Origin of the sequence: Collinsella aerofaciens (assembly GCF_020181355.1) — a bacterium.
Taxonomy (GTDB): Bacteria; Actinomycetota; Coriobacteriia; order Coriobacteriales; family Coriobacteriaceae; genus Collinsella.
The window spans coordinates 1,643,719-1,659,316 of the sequence record NZ_CP084004.1; the positions used below are offsets into that span (position 1 = coordinate 1,643,719).

Here is a 15,598-nt window from a genome sequence, read left to right on the forward strand (position 1 = left end):
GGGGCATCGGCGCAGGTCGATGCCCCTTTTTCAGCCGTTTAAATTCCGCGCCCGCTTTTAACCGCTCGGACAGAATGTGTGTCCGGTTTCCTATCGTTCCCGCAGGTAGATAACCTTTTCCGGAACCGTTAAATACCATTTCGGAAGAGGTGCCCATGAAGGCCGTTTATTGCCCCTACTGCGGCGGTCGGACCAAGCGCAACGGCAGGACCTCGTCGGGGTCCCAGCGGTGGAGGTGCACGGCCTGCGGCGCGTCGACGACCGTGAGGTACGACGACACGGCGACGAGGCTGGACGAGTTCCTCGGGTGGCTCCTCTCGAGGGACTCGCAGGCCATGATGCCGGGCGGCGGGCGGTCCTTCAGGCGCAGGACGGCCGAGTTCTGGGAGGTCTGGCCGATGCCCGTCCCCGACGGCGAGCTCCACCGCGTGCTCCACGTGGACGGGATCCGGGTCGCGCGCGACCTCGTCGTGCTCATATGCTGCAGCGGCGAGCGGGTGGTCTCCTGGTACATGGCGAGGTCGGAGAACTCGAGGGCGTGGTCGGCCCTCATGTCGCCGATCCCGGCGCCCGAGGTGGTCGTCACCGACGGCGGGAGCGGGTTCGCCAAGGCCGTGCGCGAGACCTGGCCGCGCACCAGGGTCCAGAGGTGCACCTTCCACGCCTTCTCGCAGGTCAAGCGCTACACGACGACGCGGCCGAAGCTCCAGGCGGGGCGCGAGCTCTACCTCATCGCGCGCGACCTCATGGGCATCGAGACGCTGCACCAGGCCGAGCTCTGGGTCGAGCGCTACCTCGACTGGTGCGGGTTCTGGGCCGACTTCCTGGAGGACAGGACCGTGGTGGACGGCAGGAGGGTCTACACCCACGAGAGGCTGAGGCGGGCGCGCTCGTCGCTGTCGTCGCTGGTGTCGGCGGGGACGCTGTTCACCTACCTCGACCCCGCCCTGGCCAAGGCCGGCCCGCTGCCGTCGACCAACAACATGATCGAGGGAGGGGTGAACTCGCAGCTGAGGGCCGTCCTGCGCAACCACCGGGGGCTGACGTCGGTCAAGCGCGTGAAGGCGGTATTCTGGTGGTGCCACGCGCACTCGGGGGACGCGAGGACGGCGCGCGAGAAGCTCGCCACGATGCCGACCGACGCGGACATCGACTTCCTGTTCAGCGTCTACTCCGCCTCGCCGTCGCGTGACGACGGAGGGCCGGAGTGGGGCGACAGGGCAGTGTGGGAGGACCTCCACCACAGGGACCCGTACCCGTTCTGGCTGGATTAATGGATGGAAACGGGTGTTCTATCGGGACACACATTTTGTCCTATAAGCCCACAATGCTACCCGGGCTGTCTGTTTGCTATTGGGTTGTCGGTGCATGAAAAATGCCGACATCCCGCCTCGGGGAGGAGGCGGGAACACACCGAGTAGACGGAGGGGTGCGGAGCGCGGTCGCGTCTCGACTGACGACGTTGCCCATCGACAGGACCATTGTAGCGCATGGCGGTTCTTGGTATATCGTGTCGAGCGTTTGCGTTGTGCCATTGCCTGTGGCAACGGTGTGCTACACTCTTGCACTGCTGAGTGGGCCAGACGGTCGCGCGATGTGCTGCTTGCAGCACGCGTGAGGAAAGTCCGGGCTCCAGAGGGCGGGATGCCGGCTAACGGCCGGGCGGAGTGATCCGACGGAAAGCGCCGCAGAAAAGAAGACTCCCACCTGCGCCGCAAGGCGTAAAGGGAAAAGCTGAAACGGTGGTGTAAGAGACCACCAGCGTCGTGGTAACACGGCGGCTTGGCAAGCCCCATCCGGAGCAAGCGCGAATAGGAACGCTATGGGCCGGCCCGGTCCGCGTTCGGGTAGCGTGCGTGGAGCTGCACGGTAACGTGCAGACAAGATAAATGACCGTTCACGACAGAACCCGGCTTACAGGCCCACTTGGCATTTTTGTTACCCTGACAATCGGTACGGGCTTTGCCGTATTATTGAGGCTGTTTGTTGCTTTGCTTGTTGTTGAGGGGCTTTGTTGGACAGCTATTTTACTCTGCAATCGAATATTGAGGCTTCAGGCGAGTTTGTGGACCGCAAGAGCCGGTTTATTGCCCAGCTGGTCCATATTGAGTCCGAAGATGAGGCTAATGCCTTTATCGAGACAGTTCGCAAACGTCATTACGACGCTCGACACAATGTTCCCGCGTGGATTTTGGTCGATGGACGCGAGCGCCAGAGCGATGACGGCGAGCCGAGCCGCACGAGCGGTATGCCGACGCTCGAGGTGTTGCGCGGTGCAGGGCTCAAAAATGTTTGCTGCGTGGTGACGCGCTATTTTGGCGGAACGTTGCTGGGGCCTGGTGGCTTGGTGCGTGCCTACACTGCGGCGACGCAGGCGGCGGTGGCCGCGGCTCAGGAGGCCGGACAGATCGTCGAGATGACAAGCGTCGTGCCTGTTGACGTGCATGTGGCCTATCCGCAGTATGAGCAGGTGCTTCGTTTGGCGCAGGATTCGGGTGCCAAGGTTTCGGATACCGATTACACGGATGCCGTGACGATTCATTTGGTGTTTAAAGCGGGGGAGCGGGAGCCGTTTTGCGCTAAGATGCGCGAGCTTATGGCGGGGCGCGAGGAGATTGAGGTCGGTGCTCCCGAGTTTGCCGAGTTCTAACGACGACGGCCGGCGTGCTTTTGGATGGATTCCAAGCGCGCCGGCCGTCGTTTTTCTGTTGCTGCCGTTTACTCGGCGAGCTGCTTTAGCACATCGCAGGCAATCTCGACGGCATCGTCGATGCAGCCGGGGCAGCTGCGGAGCGGACCCTTATCCGATCCGATGCCCTTGAGCGTGCCGCAGACGGTCGTCGTGTTCTTCTCGCCAAAACGCTTTGCGATTTCGCGCGACAGCTTGTAGGTCTGGCCCTTGGTCTTGGGGTTCTCCATGCCGTCGCTCATTACAAAGCCCATGATGGCCACGGCGCCCGAGATGGCGCCGCAGGTTTCGGTCATGCCGCCCATGCCGGCGCCAAAGCCCTCGGTTAGGGTAAAGGCGGTCTGGGGGTCGAGCCCGACGGCAGGTGCGAGCGTGCAGGCAACGGCCTGGGCGCAGTTAAAGCCACGGGCGTGGTATTCGGCAGCCTGAGCCTGGCAGGCCGCGGTGTCGAGCTGGGCGATATCGATTTGCTTCATCGTTGTCTCCTTGGTTACGGTGTACCCGCCTATGGTACCCGTGACGGTGCATGTAATCGTCGAGAGCTTCATGTATGCCTCATTTTTCTCTGTCGAGCAAATGCCAAGGCTTGAGATAAATGCCCCTGATCGATTTGTCCCATAACCTACCTTGGGGATGGGTTGAGAGGGGTGCGGGGTAGCGGTATCGTGAACCGAATAAAACTAAAACCCAGGCAAGGGAGCTAGATATGAGCGAGCAGACCATCGGTACTACATGTGTTCAGGGCGGCTATCACCCGGGAGATGCCGAGCCGCGCCAGGTGCCCATCTACCAGTCCACCACGTGGAAGTACGACACGTCCGAGCACATGGGCAAGCTGTTTGACCTAGAGGAGTCGGGCTACTTCTACAGCCGTCTGCAGAACCCCACGTGCGACCTGGTTGCCGCCAAGATCTGCGAGATGGAAGGCGGCACCGCTGCGATGCTCACGAGCTCGGGCATGGCCGCGAACTTCCTCGCGATCTTTAACGTGGCCGGTGCCGGCGATCACGTAGTCGCGAGCTCTGCCATCTATGGCGGCACGTACAACTTGCTCGCCCACACCATGGGCCGTATGGGGCTGACCTGCACGTTCGTCGCCCCCGACTGCACCGATGAGGAGTTGGAGGCAGCCTTCCAACCCAACACTAAGCTCGTCTTTGGCGAGACCATCGCCAACCCCGCCCTTGCCGTGCTCGATATTGAGCGCTTTGCCAGGGCCGCACATGACCACGGTGTGCCGTTGATGGTCGACAACACCTTCCCGACGCCCGTGATGTGCCGTCCCTTTGAGTGGGGCGCCGACATCGTTACGCACTCCACCACCAAGTACATGGATGGACATGCTGCCTACCTGGGCGGCGTGATCGTCGACCACGGCCAGTTTGACTGGATGGCCCATGCGGACAAGTTCCCGGGTCTCACCACGCCTGACGAGAGCTACCATGGCGTGACCTATGCCGAGAAGTTCGGTCGCGAGGGCGCCTTCATTACCAAGGCCACCGCGCAGCTCATGCGCGATCTTGGCCCCATGCAGAACCCGCAGGCGGCGTTCTTCTTGAACAGCTCGCTCGAGAGCCTGCATGTGCGCATGCCGCGTCATTGCGAGAACGGCCTGGCCGTTGCCAAGTTCCTGCAGAGCCATCCCAAGGTGCGCTTCGTGAGCTATCCGGGCCTGGAGGGCGACAAGTACTATGACCTCGCTCAGAAGTACATGCCAAACGGTACCTGCGGCGTTGTGAGCTTTGGCTTTAATGGTGGTCGCGCGGCGGCCGAGACCTTTATGAAGAGCCTCAAGCTCGCCCAGATCGCCACGCATGTGGCCGACGCCCGCACCTGCTGCCTGCATCCCGCTAACGCTACGCACCGCCAGATGAACGATGAGGAGCTCATCGCCTGTGGCATCTCCGCCGACATGGTGCGCCTGTCGTGCGGCCTCGAGGACACGGCCGATCTGATTGCCGACCTTGAGCAGGCGCTCGAGCAGTGCTAGGCTAGCGTTCGTGCGAGGCGCCGATGCTGGCAGAAAGCTTCGGCGACCTTTCGTTCCGATTCCGTAGGCGGGGCCCCAATCGCGACTGTTTGTAGGCGATCGGGGCCCCGTTTTTTGCGTTAGGCCACTCGAAAGGATGGATATGGAGAAAACTGCAGAGCAGCTGCGCCGCGAGCACATTGCTCTAGAGGGCGACACCCATGGCAAAAACAAATGGGCGATTCTGTTTACCGTGCTCATCATGACGTTTATGGTGTGTCTGGATTCGACCGTCGTGACCGTGGCGCTGCCCGTGATGCAAAAGGAGCTGGGCGTGGGCCTCGATCGCATTCAGCTGGTAAGCTCGGTGTATCTGCTTGCGACTTGCGTGGCTATGTTGCCGTTTGGCCGTCTGGGCGACGTGCGCGGCAAGGTGAATGTGTTCCAGCTGGGCGTCATCGTCTTTTCGGTCGGTTCGCTGCTGTGCGGCCTTTCGGCCTCGCTCGAAGTTCTTATCCTGGCACGCATTGTTCAGGGCGTCGGTTGCGCGGCGGCCATGGCTAACAACATGGGTATCATCACCGAGTCGTTTCCGGCGCGCGAACGAGGCCGTGCCATGGGTATTCTCGCGACCTTCGTGGCCCTCGGCATGATGTGTGACCCCGTGCTCGGCGGCATGCTGGTGGCAAGCTTTCCCTGGGAGAGCATCTTCCTCATCAACCTGCCCATTGGCGTGATCTCGTTTATCGTGGGACTCTACACACTGCCGCATGTTAGGCCAGAGGTCGGCGAACGCCCCATGCCCCTTGCCGAGGCCGCTCGTCGCTGCTTTGCAAATTCGGCCTTCACCATCAACCTTGCCTGCATGCTCATCGTGTTCGTTGGTATTGGCGCATCCGAGTTTATCCTGCCGTTCTATTTTCAGGACGCCCACGGCTTTGGTTCCGACATTTCCGGATTGCTGTTTTTGGCGCTGCCGATGGTGAATGCCTTTATCGGCCCGCTTTCGGGAACGGTTTCGGACCGTGTTGGCTGCGAGGGTCCTACGGCTGTCGGCCTGGGCGTGTACGTGTGCGGTCTCTTTGCGGTAAGCACGCTCGACGAGCGCTCTTCTATCCCTGTGATCGTGTGCTGCGTCGCATTTATGTCGTGCGGTACGTCGATTTTCCAGAGCCCTAACAATTCGTTGTATATGGGCTCGGCTCCGCGCGAAGCACTCGGCTTTGCGGGCAGCCTGGGTAGTTTGGCACGCTACGCCGGCATGGCGCTCGGCATTACGGCGGCGTCGCATATCCTGTATGGGCAGATGAGCGTGGCAATGGGCGAGGCCGTGACCAGTTTTGTTACAGGTCGTCCGGATGTGTTCCTGTTTGGCTTTCGCTCGGTGTTCTACGTGCTTATGGCTGTGGCCGCTGTGGGCTTTGCGCTTGCCATGGTGCGTTTGGTGAAGATGCGCGCCCGCCATTAGCGTGTTGGGAGGCTGCCTGCCACGATTCGCGCCGTCCCAAAAAGACTGGTTTGTGGTGCGATGCGGCTTGTGAGGCGGGCGGGGGTCGGTCCGTGGTAGACTATCGAACAACGTTTATTAATCGCGCGGTATCGTTGCCGCGAGAAGGGGTTGCGCCATGCAGGAGCTTGAGGATCGTATTCGCCATGACGGCATCGTAAAGGCCGGTAACGTCCTTAAGGTTGATGCCTTCCTCAACCACCAGTGCGACGTTGAACTGTTCGACCACATGGGCGCCGAGTGGGCCCGTCTGTTCGAGGGTGTCGAGATCAACAAGATCCTGACGATCGAGGCTTCGGGCATTGGCATGGCTTGCATCGCGGCCCAGCATTTTGGCGGCGTGCCGGTTGTCTTTGCCAAGAAGGCGCAGTCCATCAACCTCGACGGCGAGCAGTATGCCACGACCATCTACTCCTTTACCAAGCAGAAGGAGTACCCGGTCATCGTTGGCAAGCGCTTCCTGTCCGAGGGCGACAAGGTCCTGATTATCGACGACTTCCTGGCCAACGGCTGCGCGCTCGAGGGTCTTATCAAGATCTGCGAGGCTGCGGGTGCCGAGGTATCCGGTATTGGCATTGCGGTGGAGAAGGGCTTCCAGGGCGGTGGCGATAAGCTCCGCGAGCGCGGCTTCCGCGTCGAGAGCCTGGCCCGTATCGCCGATATGGACTGCGAGACCGGCGAGATCACCTTCGCCTAAGTGCGCAACACAAGCGATTGGTATGCGATGTGACAAAGGGACTGTCCCTTTGTCACATTTTTTGTATGAGGGGAGGTGTTGATATGGATGAGAACAAGATGGGATGGCGTGAGTATGCGCACTATGCCGAGATGTCGGTCGAGGAGTTGGCACGCGATTGCGAGGTTCAGGTGTTTCGCGCGACGGGTCCGGGCGGACAGGGCGTGAACACGACAGACTCTGCTGTGCGCATGAAGCATGGGCCCACGGGGATTACCGTGACGGCGCGCGAGAGCCGCAGTCAGTTCCAAAACCGTAGCAGCTGCCTGCGTAAGCTGCGCGCTGAGCTTGAGCGTCGCGGGCGTCCACCGCGCCGACGCGTAAAGACCAAGGTGCCTCAGCGCTCTCGCCAGCGCAGGCTCAACGACAAGCACTTCAATGCGATTAAAAAAGCCAACCGACGCAAGCCGGGCAGCGACGAATAGCCTCCTCATAAGTTGCGGTGAAATAGGAACTGTTTTGCGGCTTTTGCTGCATAAACAGTCCCTATTTCACCGCAACTTAGGTGGGGTTAGCGGGTGGGGTGCCAGACGTGGAGGGCGCCGGCGAGGATGTCGACCTCGATGCGCGAGGCGACAACGGGCTCGCCGTCGGCCTGAATGGGGTAGTCGGGCTCCTCAAAGGTGAGCTCGGCATGGCGGCAGCGGCGCATGCGAACCGGCGGCAACTTGGTATGGTGGCCGTCCTTGGCCGAAAGAAACATAGGCAGGGCAACCGTGCGAGGGACGGGGCCGCAGGCGTAGCAGACGTCGAGTATGCCGTCACAGGGGTCGGCGTCGGGACAGATGCGATAGCCCGAGCCATAGGTAGGACCCAGCTGAATCGCCATGATGATCGCCCTTACGCGCTCGGCGGGCGCCCCGTCAAAGCTGACTGTCATGGGGTAATTGCGATAGCGTAGGCCAAACTGCTCAAGTCCCGAAAGAGTGTAGAGCGGCGCGCCGGTGAGGCTCGTCTTTTTGCGTAGCTCGGTGGTGCCAAGGCCGATGGCGGCATCGATGCCGACCGAAAGCGTCTGGTCGTAGTACTCAACGGTAGCCTCGCCGCTGCCGCTTGTGGGGTTCCATAAGCGAATGCGCCCGATGTCCTGACGCTGCAGCTCGCAGGTGAGTAGCGCGCCAAAATCCTTACCGGAGAAATCGTCGATGCCGAGCGTTTGGGCAAAATCGTTGCCGGAGCCCACGGGTAGGATGGCAAGAGCGGGGCGGGTGTCCTCCTCTTGCGTCATAAGCCCGTTGACGACCTCGTGAATCACGCCGTCGCCGCCAAGGGCGATAACGGTGCGATAGCCCTGAGCCTGTGCGGCCAGCTCCTTGGCGTGTCCCATGCGCTCGGTCAGCACCAGGTCAAACTGGGATGCGCGCGCGGTCATATCCAAAAAGCGTTGCAGGCGCTCGGCAACTTCGCGCGCCGCACCCGACTGGGCGGCTGGGTTGGCGATGATGAGCGTGAGGCCAAAATCAGTTGCGTGCATGGGGCGACTCCCGGCGTATGACGTGACGGTGCGGTCGCGCTCAGGTCGAATTGCCCCCGATTGTGGCTGCACGTCGAATACTTACGTCTACTCTATCAGGTCGTTGTGGCGCTCGATAGCATCCGCTACCGTACCGCCCTCATCCACAATAAGCGAACGGCGCTTGGGCGAGATGATGCGCTGGGCGGGGTACACGCCGCGGTGTCCGGCGGTTAGGTAGCTGATAAAGGCCACGATGACAAAGAACCCGGCTGCCGTGCCGTGGAACAGGTCGATGGCCATCATACAGGTGGTGATAGGCACGTTAAGGCCGGCGCAGAACACGCCGAGCATGCCCAGCGCTGCTAGAAAGCTGGGATCGATTCCGACGAGGCAACCGATCCAGCCGCCGAGCGCCGCACCGATACCAAACAGGGGCGTGACCTCGCCGCCTTGGAAGCCGGCGCCCAGGGTGAGCGCTGTGACGACCAACTTGATGACTGCGTCCGCCAGGGTGGTGTTGCCGGCAAATCCGGCGCCGGAAAGCCACGTGGAAAGGCCGGCGTAGTCCCAGGCGTCGAGGAGGGCATAGGCGGCCAAAACCACGAGTGCACCTATGAGTGCGCGAATAAGATAATTGGTGATAAAGCGACCGTACAGGCTCTTGACGGTTCGAACTGACCAGGCAAAGAGGCGTGCCGTCAGACCGAAGATAATGGCGCTGATAACAACGATGACAACCGTCCGTGGTGTCATGTTGGGAACGCTGGCGATATCATTCGCCTCGTACTCGGTACCTAGGGCGAGTGATGTAAAGTAGCCGGTAAATGAGGCGACCAGGCAGTAGATGCCCGCCGTGTAGTCGATCTTGCCGATAAAGCACATCTCCATGCCAAAGAAAGCTCCGGCAAGGGGCGAGCCGAATACGGCGCCAAAGGCCGACGAGATGCCGGCGAGCATGAGGTCGTGGTGGTCATGCTTTTTGAGGTGGGCGAGGCTCGAGATGTTGCTGGCGATGGTGCCGCCAATCTGCACCGCGGCTCCCTCGCGACCGGCCGATCCGCCCGTTAGGTGCGTGAGCGTGGAGCAGACGAAGGTGAGGACGGCCATGCGCATATGGATGAGGCGTGTGCCCAGAGCGGAGTCGATGACCAGGTTGTTGCCACGCTTGGCGGCAAGACCGTGGTTTTTGTACACCCATGCGGTGGCAACGCCCACAACGGGAAGCAAGGCGTAGACCCACACATGGTGCTCGCGATAGTCGGTCGCGATATTCAGCGAGGCCAAAAACGCCCAAGCGGCAACGCCCATGGCGAGCGAGACGATGACGACGAGTACGAGCAACTTAGCGCTCGCAAGTAGGTTGCGGGCGTTGCGGCGCGTGTCGGCAGCCAAGAGATGCTCGGAGCGGGTAAGTTGATGCCTGCCTGCCATGATGACGTCGTTCAGGGAGAAAAAGCCGCCGTCGTCGAGCGGCTGGGAATGATCCTGCGTTTCGTTTGCGCTTTCGGTTTTGTCGTTATGAGCCATACGTTCCTCTTTTAGGTTGCAACGCAAGCATTATAAAACGCGGTAAACGCGACGAGCCGGTGGGTTGGTTTCCATTCTGTTTCGCGGCCTGCAACCGACAGGTGTATTTGCGGGTACAGACCGAGTCGCGGCCGTGCATCGGGGGATTATACTGAGAAAAGCATAAAGAATCGGCGCCCCTGTTGTGCGCCGTGGCATTAAGAGGTGCATATGGCAGAGAAACTCATTCCACTGGAGGACGCGCAGTCGATTGTCCTGTCGCACGTTGCTCCGACGGATCTCATCGAGATTCCCGTGTGGCAGGCCGCCGGTCTTCCCTTGGCCGAGGACGCGGTGGCCGATATCGACATCTCGCCGTTTGCCAACAGCGCTATGGACGGATATGCCGTGCGCTCGGCGGACTTGGCGCAGGCATCTGGCGAGGCGCCGGTGACGCTCGACGTTATCGGACACGAGGCCGCGGGCCATGTGTTTGAGGGCGCAATCGGCGCGGGCGAGACGGTCCGCATCATGACGGGCGCGCCGGTACCCGAAGGTGCCGATGCCGTTGTGAAGTACGAGATCGTCGATGTGCTTGACGGTGACGGCAACGAGGGCTCGCGTGTGAGGTTCTCGGCGCCGGCCAAGGTGGGGGAGAACGTTCGCTCTGCCGCCGAGGAGGCCCATGCCGGCGATGTTGTGATGCACGCCGGCGAGGTTGTGGCTCCGGCCGGCGCCGGCCTGCTGGCGAGCGCCGGGTATGCGAACGTGAAGGTGCATGCCGCTCCGCGCGTGGGCATTATCTCGCTGGGCACGGAGCTGGTCGCGCCGGGTGAGCTGCCGGCGCGCGGGCAGATTCGCGATTCCAACTCGTCGGCGTTGATGGCCGAGGCACTCGATGCCGGCGCCGAGCCCGTATTCTACGGCATAGCGCCCGATGATGAGCAAGCGATCGCCGAGCTGGTGCATCGTGCCGTGCAGGAGTGCGACTTTGTCATTACGAGCGGTGGCGCCTCGGCGGGCGATTACGACTATGTGACGGCGCTCGTCCGGCGCGAGGGCGAGGTACTGTTTGACCGCATCTCGATGCGTCCGGGCAAGGCCATCACGTTTGGCTTGCTCGGGGGTAAGCCCTACCTGGGGCTTTCAGGCAATCCGGCCGCGGCGTATGTGGGCTTTGAGATGCTCGCCCGCCCGGCGATTCGCAAGATGCGCGGCTTTGCCGAGGGTACGCGTCCCGTGCAGCAGGCGACGGTCACGCACGGCGTGAAAAAGCGACAGCATCGCCGCTTCTTCGATCGCGCCACGGTTTTGCGCGACCCCGAGACCGGTGAGTTGTTGGTGACCGAGGCTAAGACACAGAATTCGGCGCTGCTTGGAACTATGCAGCGTGCGAACTGTCTGTTGCGTATTGACGAAGGACCGTGCGAGCTCAAGGCGGGAGATGCCGTGGACGTTGTTCGCGTCGACCTGCCCGAGGGAACGGCGCTATAGGAGGAACGCTATGGAGTTGAAGATTTCGATCGTGACGTGCTCGGACACACGCGATCTTTTGCAGGATGAGGCCGGAGCTGCACTCGAGGAACTTATCGAGGCACAGGGCTGGACGGTCGCCTCACATGTGGTCGTGCGCGACGACGTCAGCGAGATCGGTGATGCCATTGTGGAAGCTGCCGATGAGTGCCACGCCAATGTCGTGCTCACCTGCGGCGGCACGGGGCTTTCGATGCGAGATGTGACGCCCGAGGCGACGCGTGCCGTCTGCGACCGCGATGTGCCGGGTATTGCAGAGGCAATCCGCGCGTATTCGATGACCAAGACGCGCCGCGCCATGCTCTCGCGCGCTATTTGCATGCAACGAGGTCATACACTTGTCGTAAACTTTCCCGGTTCTACGAAGGCCGCCCGCGAAAGCTGGGAGGCCATAGCAGACCAGCTGGAGCATGCGGCTCAGATGACAGCTGGCGGCGGACATACCAACTAAGCGGTTTAACTGCGGCGGGGCGACCTGAACGGCTGCTCCGCCTTTGTTTTCCGCCGAAGCGACGCCGAGATGCACGGTAATTCGGAACTATATTCTCTGACGAGAATAATTTCTCACTATCATTATTCGCGCAGAAGTATAATCTGATTGCAGATTAAAGCCCGCGGTGGGGTACCCGGGCATAGCGTTCGAAAGGGTTGAACATGTTCGATATGGTTTCTCGCCGCGGATTCGTTTCGCTTTCTGCTGTCGCCGCTGCCGGCCTTGGTCTTGCCGGCTGTTCGGGCAGCAAGACGTCCGAGCCGGCCGGATCCGATGCCGGTTCTGCTAAGGCATCTTCCAAGAAAGCTGTCGAGCTGCAGGTCTTTGCCGCCAACTCGCTCGAGAAGGCCCTGCCCGAGGTTCAGGAGCTCTACACCGAGCAGACCGGCACCACCTTTGCCGACACGCAGTTTAAGGCGTCTGGCGACCTTGTCGAGCAGATGCGCGCCGGTGCCGCCGTCGACGTGCTCATCACGGCTTCCAAGGGCACCATGGACGACGCCGAGGCCGCCGAGCTCGTCGACGCCGACACGCGTGAGGACATGTTCGTCAACGACCTTGTGATCATTCGCGCCGAGGGCTCCGATACCAAGGTCGAGGCCATCGCCGGCGTCGCGAATCTGGACGGCAAGATCGCCATCGGCGACGCCAAGACCGTTCCCGCCGGAAAGTACGCCAACCAGGCTCTGGCCTCCGTGGGCCTCTACACCGGCACCGAGGGCGACGACGGTGAGTATGCTCCCGAGATTGCCGACAAGGTCGCACTGGCCGATAAAGTTGGTACCGCCGCCGCCTATGTGTCCACAGGCGACTGCGTGGCTGGATTTGTCTACAGCTCCGATATCTTCCGCTACGACGGCATCGAGGAGGCCTTCGTGTGTCCCGAGGACTCGCACAAGCCCATCGTGTATCCGGGCGCTGTCGCCGAGAGCTCCGAGCATGCCGACGAAGCCAAGGCGTTCATCGACTTCTGTCTGACCAACAAGAAGGCTCAGAAGATTTGGGCTAAGTACGGCTTTGAGCTTTCCGCGTAGTGCGGCTTGGCGCGATAATTCCATCGTTTTGTGTTTCACTCCGTCCTTGTATTCGCTTGGAGCTTTTCGTGCTTAATAGATTCCGCATGCTTGTCGCCTGTGCTTTGACCTTCGTGCTTTGCTGGGTGCCGGGATTTGCGTTTGCTGGGGACGCTGAGGACGGGGCCCAGGTTGCTGCGACCGCTCATGGGCTTTCCTATGGGATCGAGGGTTTTGAGCGGTTGGCCAAGGGGACCGCTCGTGCCATGGAGAGCCAGCCTGAGGGCTACCGGTTTCCCGTTGACGAGGACGTGGACCTTGTGGTGGCGCCTGCTGCCGATCGCGTTGTGGTGTGGATATCGCCCAAGGCGGTCGAGAAGTTTGGATTGGATCTGCAGGACAACGAGTGTGTATCGGGTCTCAAGGTCCTCGTCTGTGAGCTCGACAGCGCAAACTGCATGGGAGGTGCGCAGCTGGGGGACGTGGATCTTCCTTGGTATGTCACGGCGGAAACAACGTTTGATGCCGGCGGGTATACCTATAGCTTTGACGAGCGCGGTGCGGATGGGGACCGTTATGTGGTGATTGCATCAGCCTCGGGTGATGCCAAGGGCGGCGCGCGTTGGCTTGATAGCGCTCACATGGTAGAAGCATCGTCTGTCGTGTTGCGGGATGAGCAGGGGCCCTTGACCTCTCTGGCTTCCTTTTTGGGCGACATCGACTATCGCCCGTTTTGGGTGTCCATTAAAACGAGCGGTCTTGCCCTGGTGATCGCGTTTGCGCTGGGCCTGTTCGCCGCGTGGAAGACCATGGGTACCTCGAGTCGCATCAAGGGCCTGCTCGATTCGGTCTTTACGATTCCTATGGTGCTGCCGCCTACGGTGTGCGGCTTTTTGCTGCTTATTCTGTTTGGCCGTTCGACCGGGGTGGGCCAGTGGCTCATCGCGCACGGCATCTCGATCGTCTTTACCTGGCCCGCGGCGGTCATTTCGGCCGTCGTTGTGTCGTTTCCGCTGGTCTACCGCACGGCACTCGGAGCCTTCGAGAGCCTCGACACGCAGATGCTCGATGCGGCGCGCACGCTTGGCTGGTCCGAGCGTCGCATCTTTACCAAGCTTATGATGCCCCTTGGTTGGCCCTCAATCGCAGCGGGCACGGTGCTCGCCTTTGCCCGCGCGATGGGCGAGTTTGGCTGCACGCTGTTCTTTGCGGGCAACTATGCCGGCATTACCCAGACCATTCCCATCGCCATCTACTTTGAGTGGATGGGGGGCAACACGTCGGTAGCCCTCTTTTGGGTCGTGGTCGTAATTGCGTTCAGCTTCCTGGTCATTCTGTTCATCAATATGTACACCGCTCATTCGCAAAAGTATCGCGAGCGGGGCCTTTCCCGTGCGGAGCGCAAACAGGCCAAAGATCTTGCCGGACAGGGCGATTCGCTCGACCCGGCGGGCGGCGATGCCTTGCGTATCGATCGCGAGGCGCTGGCCGAGCTCATGCGCGATGATGCCGCTTTGCAGGGAGGTCGATAGGCCATGTCGCTCGTTCTGGATATCAAAAAGCGCTATCCCGGGTTTATGCTCGACATGCAGCTTGAGGCCGGCGAGGATCGTGTGGCGCTGCTCGGTGCCTCGGGTTGCGGCAAGAGCTGTACGCTGCGCTGCATCGCCGGCGTGGAGACGCCCGACGAGGGCAAGATCGTCGTCAACGGCGTGACCTTTTTTGACTCGGCGGCGGGCATCAACCTGTCGCCCCAGGAGCGAAAATGCGCCCTGCTGTTCCAAAACTATCAGCTGTTTCCCAACATGACGGTGGCCGATAACGTATGCGCCGGTGTAAAGGATGCGGGCGACGCCGCCGCGCGCAAAAAGCTCGCCGAGCGCTATCTGGGCATTTTCGGTCTGTCCGATTTTGCCGACCGCTATCCCGCGCGACTCTCGGGCGGTCAGCAACAACGTGTGGCGCTTGCCCGCATGGTGGCGGCGCATCCGGGCATTTTTATGTTCGACGAGCCCATGAGCGCGCTCGATTCCTATCTTAAGAGCGCCCTCGAGCAGAACATGCTCGACCTGTTCGACGTCTGTAACCGTACCGTGCTCTACGTGAGCCACGACATCGACGAAGCGTGCCGCCTGTGCCAGCGTATCTGCGTGATGCACGACGGGCATGTTGAGGAGATCGGTTCTGTCGAGGACGTGGTCCGCCGTCCGCAGACGCTGGCGGCGCTGCGCCTAACGGGCTGCAAGAATACAAGCCGGGCGTGCAAGATCGGCGACGAAGAAGTTGAGGCCCTCGACTGGGGCATGACCTTTAACGTAGGTCGGGAGGTCCCCGATGGCGTGGCGTACTTGGGCATTCGCGCAAGCTACTTCCATGTGGACAACCGTGCTGAGCGGGGTCGTAACAGCTACGACCTGCATGTGGCCCGTGTGAGCGATTCGCGCTTTGAGCGGCTGGTGCTGCTGGACGTGCCGCGCGGCGATGCGCCCACGCGTCTGCAGTGGAAGGTCAACAAGGTGGGCGTGCCTGTCGACGAGCTGCCGCAAGCAGGCGAGACGCTGCGCATGCACTTCGATGCGAGTAGGATCCATTTGGTTTGTCGATAGCGCCGGGTAATGCCGTCGGGGATATAAGCCTCGGCGGCTTTGTCTTGCCGTTCGCCGAATGAGGAATGGCAAACTCTTATCAATCAAGAT

The 15,598-nt window shown here is 61.2% G+C and carries 14 protein-coding genes and 1 other RNA gene; 12 read left to right on the forward strand and 3 right to left on the reverse strand.

What is annotated here, in order from left to right; genetic code table 11:
• Positions 1 to 155 precede the first annotated feature (155 nt).
• The 3 genes from LCQ44_RS07090 to LCQ44_RS07100 all read left to right on the forward strand — a co-directional run bounded on the left by LCQ44_RS07090 (position 156) and on the right by LCQ44_RS07100 (position 2,650).
• Entirely contained in the window at positions 156 to 1,274 is a 1,119-nt protein-coding gene (locus LCQ44_RS07090; protein ID WP_225093446.1) for an IS1249 family transposase, read from the forward strand.
• 297 nt (positions 1,275 to 1,571) lie between these two features.
• An RNA gene (gene rnpB, locus LCQ44_RS07095) (RNase P RNA component class A) lies at positions 1,572 to 1,933 on the forward strand.
• A 78-nt stretch (positions 1,934 to 2,011) separates the two neighbouring features.
• Positions 2,012 to 2,650 carry a YigZ family protein gene (locus LCQ44_RS07100; RefSeq protein WP_225093447.1) on the forward strand — a complete coding sequence of 213 codons (639 nt, stop codon included), beginning with the start codon at positions 2,012 to 2,014 and terminating at the stop codon, positions 2,648 to 2,650.
• 68 nt (positions 2,651 to 2,718) lie between these two features.
• Here LCQ44_RS07100 and LCQ44_RS07105 read toward each other — a convergent pair whose 3' ends face one another.
• Positions 2,719 to 3,165 carry a C-GCAxxG-C-C family protein gene (locus tag LCQ44_RS07105; protein ID WP_225093448.1) on the reverse strand — a complete coding sequence of 149 codons (447 nt, stop codon included), beginning with the start codon at positions 3,163 to 3,165 and terminating at the stop codon, positions 2,719 to 2,721.
• 230 nt (positions 3,166 to 3,395) lie between these two features.
• On the opposite strand from LCQ44_RS07105, the gene LCQ44_RS07110 reads away from it, so the two are divergent.
• The 4 genes from LCQ44_RS07110 to LCQ44_RS07125 all read left to right on the forward strand — a co-directional run bounded on the left by LCQ44_RS07110 (position 3,396) and on the right by LCQ44_RS07125 (position 7,326).
• On the forward strand, positions 3,396 to 4,679 hold the full coding sequence (locus LCQ44_RS07110) for an O-acetylhomoserine aminocarboxypropyltransferase/cysteine synthase family protein (protein WP_195361339.1): 1,284 nt from the start codon (positions 3,396 to 3,398) through the stop codon (positions 4,677 to 4,679).
• A 142-nt stretch (positions 4,680 to 4,821) separates the two neighbouring features.
• On the forward strand, positions 4,822 to 6,126 hold the full coding sequence (locus tag LCQ44_RS07115) for an MFS transporter (protein WP_225093449.1): 1,305 nt from the start codon (positions 4,822 to 4,824) through the stop codon (positions 6,124 to 6,126).
• Positions 6,127 to 6,283: 157 nt separating this feature from the next.
• Positions 6,284 to 6,862 (forward strand): xanthine phosphoribosyltransferase, encoded by a 579-nt coding sequence (locus tag LCQ44_RS07120; RefSeq protein ID WP_022095227.1) that lies wholly within the window; start codon positions 6,284 to 6,286, stop codon positions 6,860 to 6,862.
• Between the two features lie 83 nt (positions 6,863 to 6,945).
• Positions 6,946 to 7,326, forward strand: a complete 381-nt coding sequence (locus LCQ44_RS07125; RefSeq protein ID WP_390397475.1) for a peptide chain release factor-like protein — start codon at positions 6,946 to 6,948, stop codon at positions 7,324 to 7,326.
• 86 nt (positions 7,327 to 7,412) lie between these two features.
• On the opposite strand, the gene LCQ44_RS07130 is transcribed toward LCQ44_RS07125, so the two are convergent.
• Together LCQ44_RS07130 and LCQ44_RS07135 are read right to left on the reverse strand one after the other, a co-directional pair.
• Positions 7,413 to 8,375, reverse strand: a complete 963-nt coding sequence (locus LCQ44_RS07130; RefSeq protein ID WP_225093450.1) for a diacylglycerol/lipid kinase family protein — start codon at positions 8,373 to 8,375, stop codon at positions 7,413 to 7,415.
• An 87-nt stretch (positions 8,376 to 8,462) separates the two neighbouring features.
• Entirely contained in the window at positions 8,463 to 9,884 is a 1,422-nt protein-coding gene (locus LCQ44_RS07135; protein WP_225093451.1) for a chloride channel protein, read from the reverse strand.
• 210 nt (positions 9,885 to 10,094) lie between these two features.
• On the opposite strand from LCQ44_RS07135, the gene LCQ44_RS07140 reads away from it, so the two are divergent.
• From LCQ44_RS07140 to LCQ44_RS07160, 5 genes are all read left to right on the forward strand, one after another.
• Complete coding sequence (locus LCQ44_RS07140; protein ID WP_225093452.1) at positions 10,095 to 11,357, forward strand: molybdopterin molybdotransferase MoeA; 1,263 nt, start codon at positions 10,095 to 10,097, stop codon at positions 11,355 to 11,357.
• Between the two features lie 10 nt (positions 11,358 to 11,367).
• Positions 11,368 to 11,847 carry a MogA/MoaB family molybdenum cofactor biosynthesis protein gene (locus tag LCQ44_RS07145; RefSeq protein WP_225093453.1) on the forward strand — a complete coding sequence of 160 codons (480 nt, stop codon included), beginning with the start codon at positions 11,368 to 11,370 and terminating at the stop codon, positions 11,845 to 11,847.
• Between the two features lie 203 nt (positions 11,848 to 12,050).
• Positions 12,051 to 12,923: a molybdate ABC transporter substrate-binding protein gene (modA, locus tag LCQ44_RS07150; protein ID WP_225093454.1), complete on the forward strand. Its 873-nt coding sequence runs from the start codon at positions 12,051 to 12,053 to the stop codon at positions 12,921 to 12,923.
• Between the two features lie 68 nt (positions 12,924 to 12,991).
• A complete protein-coding gene (modB, locus tag LCQ44_RS07155; RefSeq protein ID WP_225093455.1) occupies positions 12,992 to 14,434 on the forward strand; it encodes a molybdate ABC transporter permease subunit in 1,443 nt (480 codons plus the stop codon).
• A 3-nt stretch (positions 14,435 to 14,437) separates the two neighbouring features.
• Complete coding sequence (locus tag LCQ44_RS07160) at positions 14,438 to 15,508, forward strand: sulfate/molybdate ABC transporter ATP-binding protein (protein WP_225093456.1); 1,071 nt, start codon at positions 14,438 to 14,440, stop codon at positions 15,506 to 15,508.
• The last annotated feature ends 90 nt before the right edge of the window (positions 15,509 to 15,598 follow it).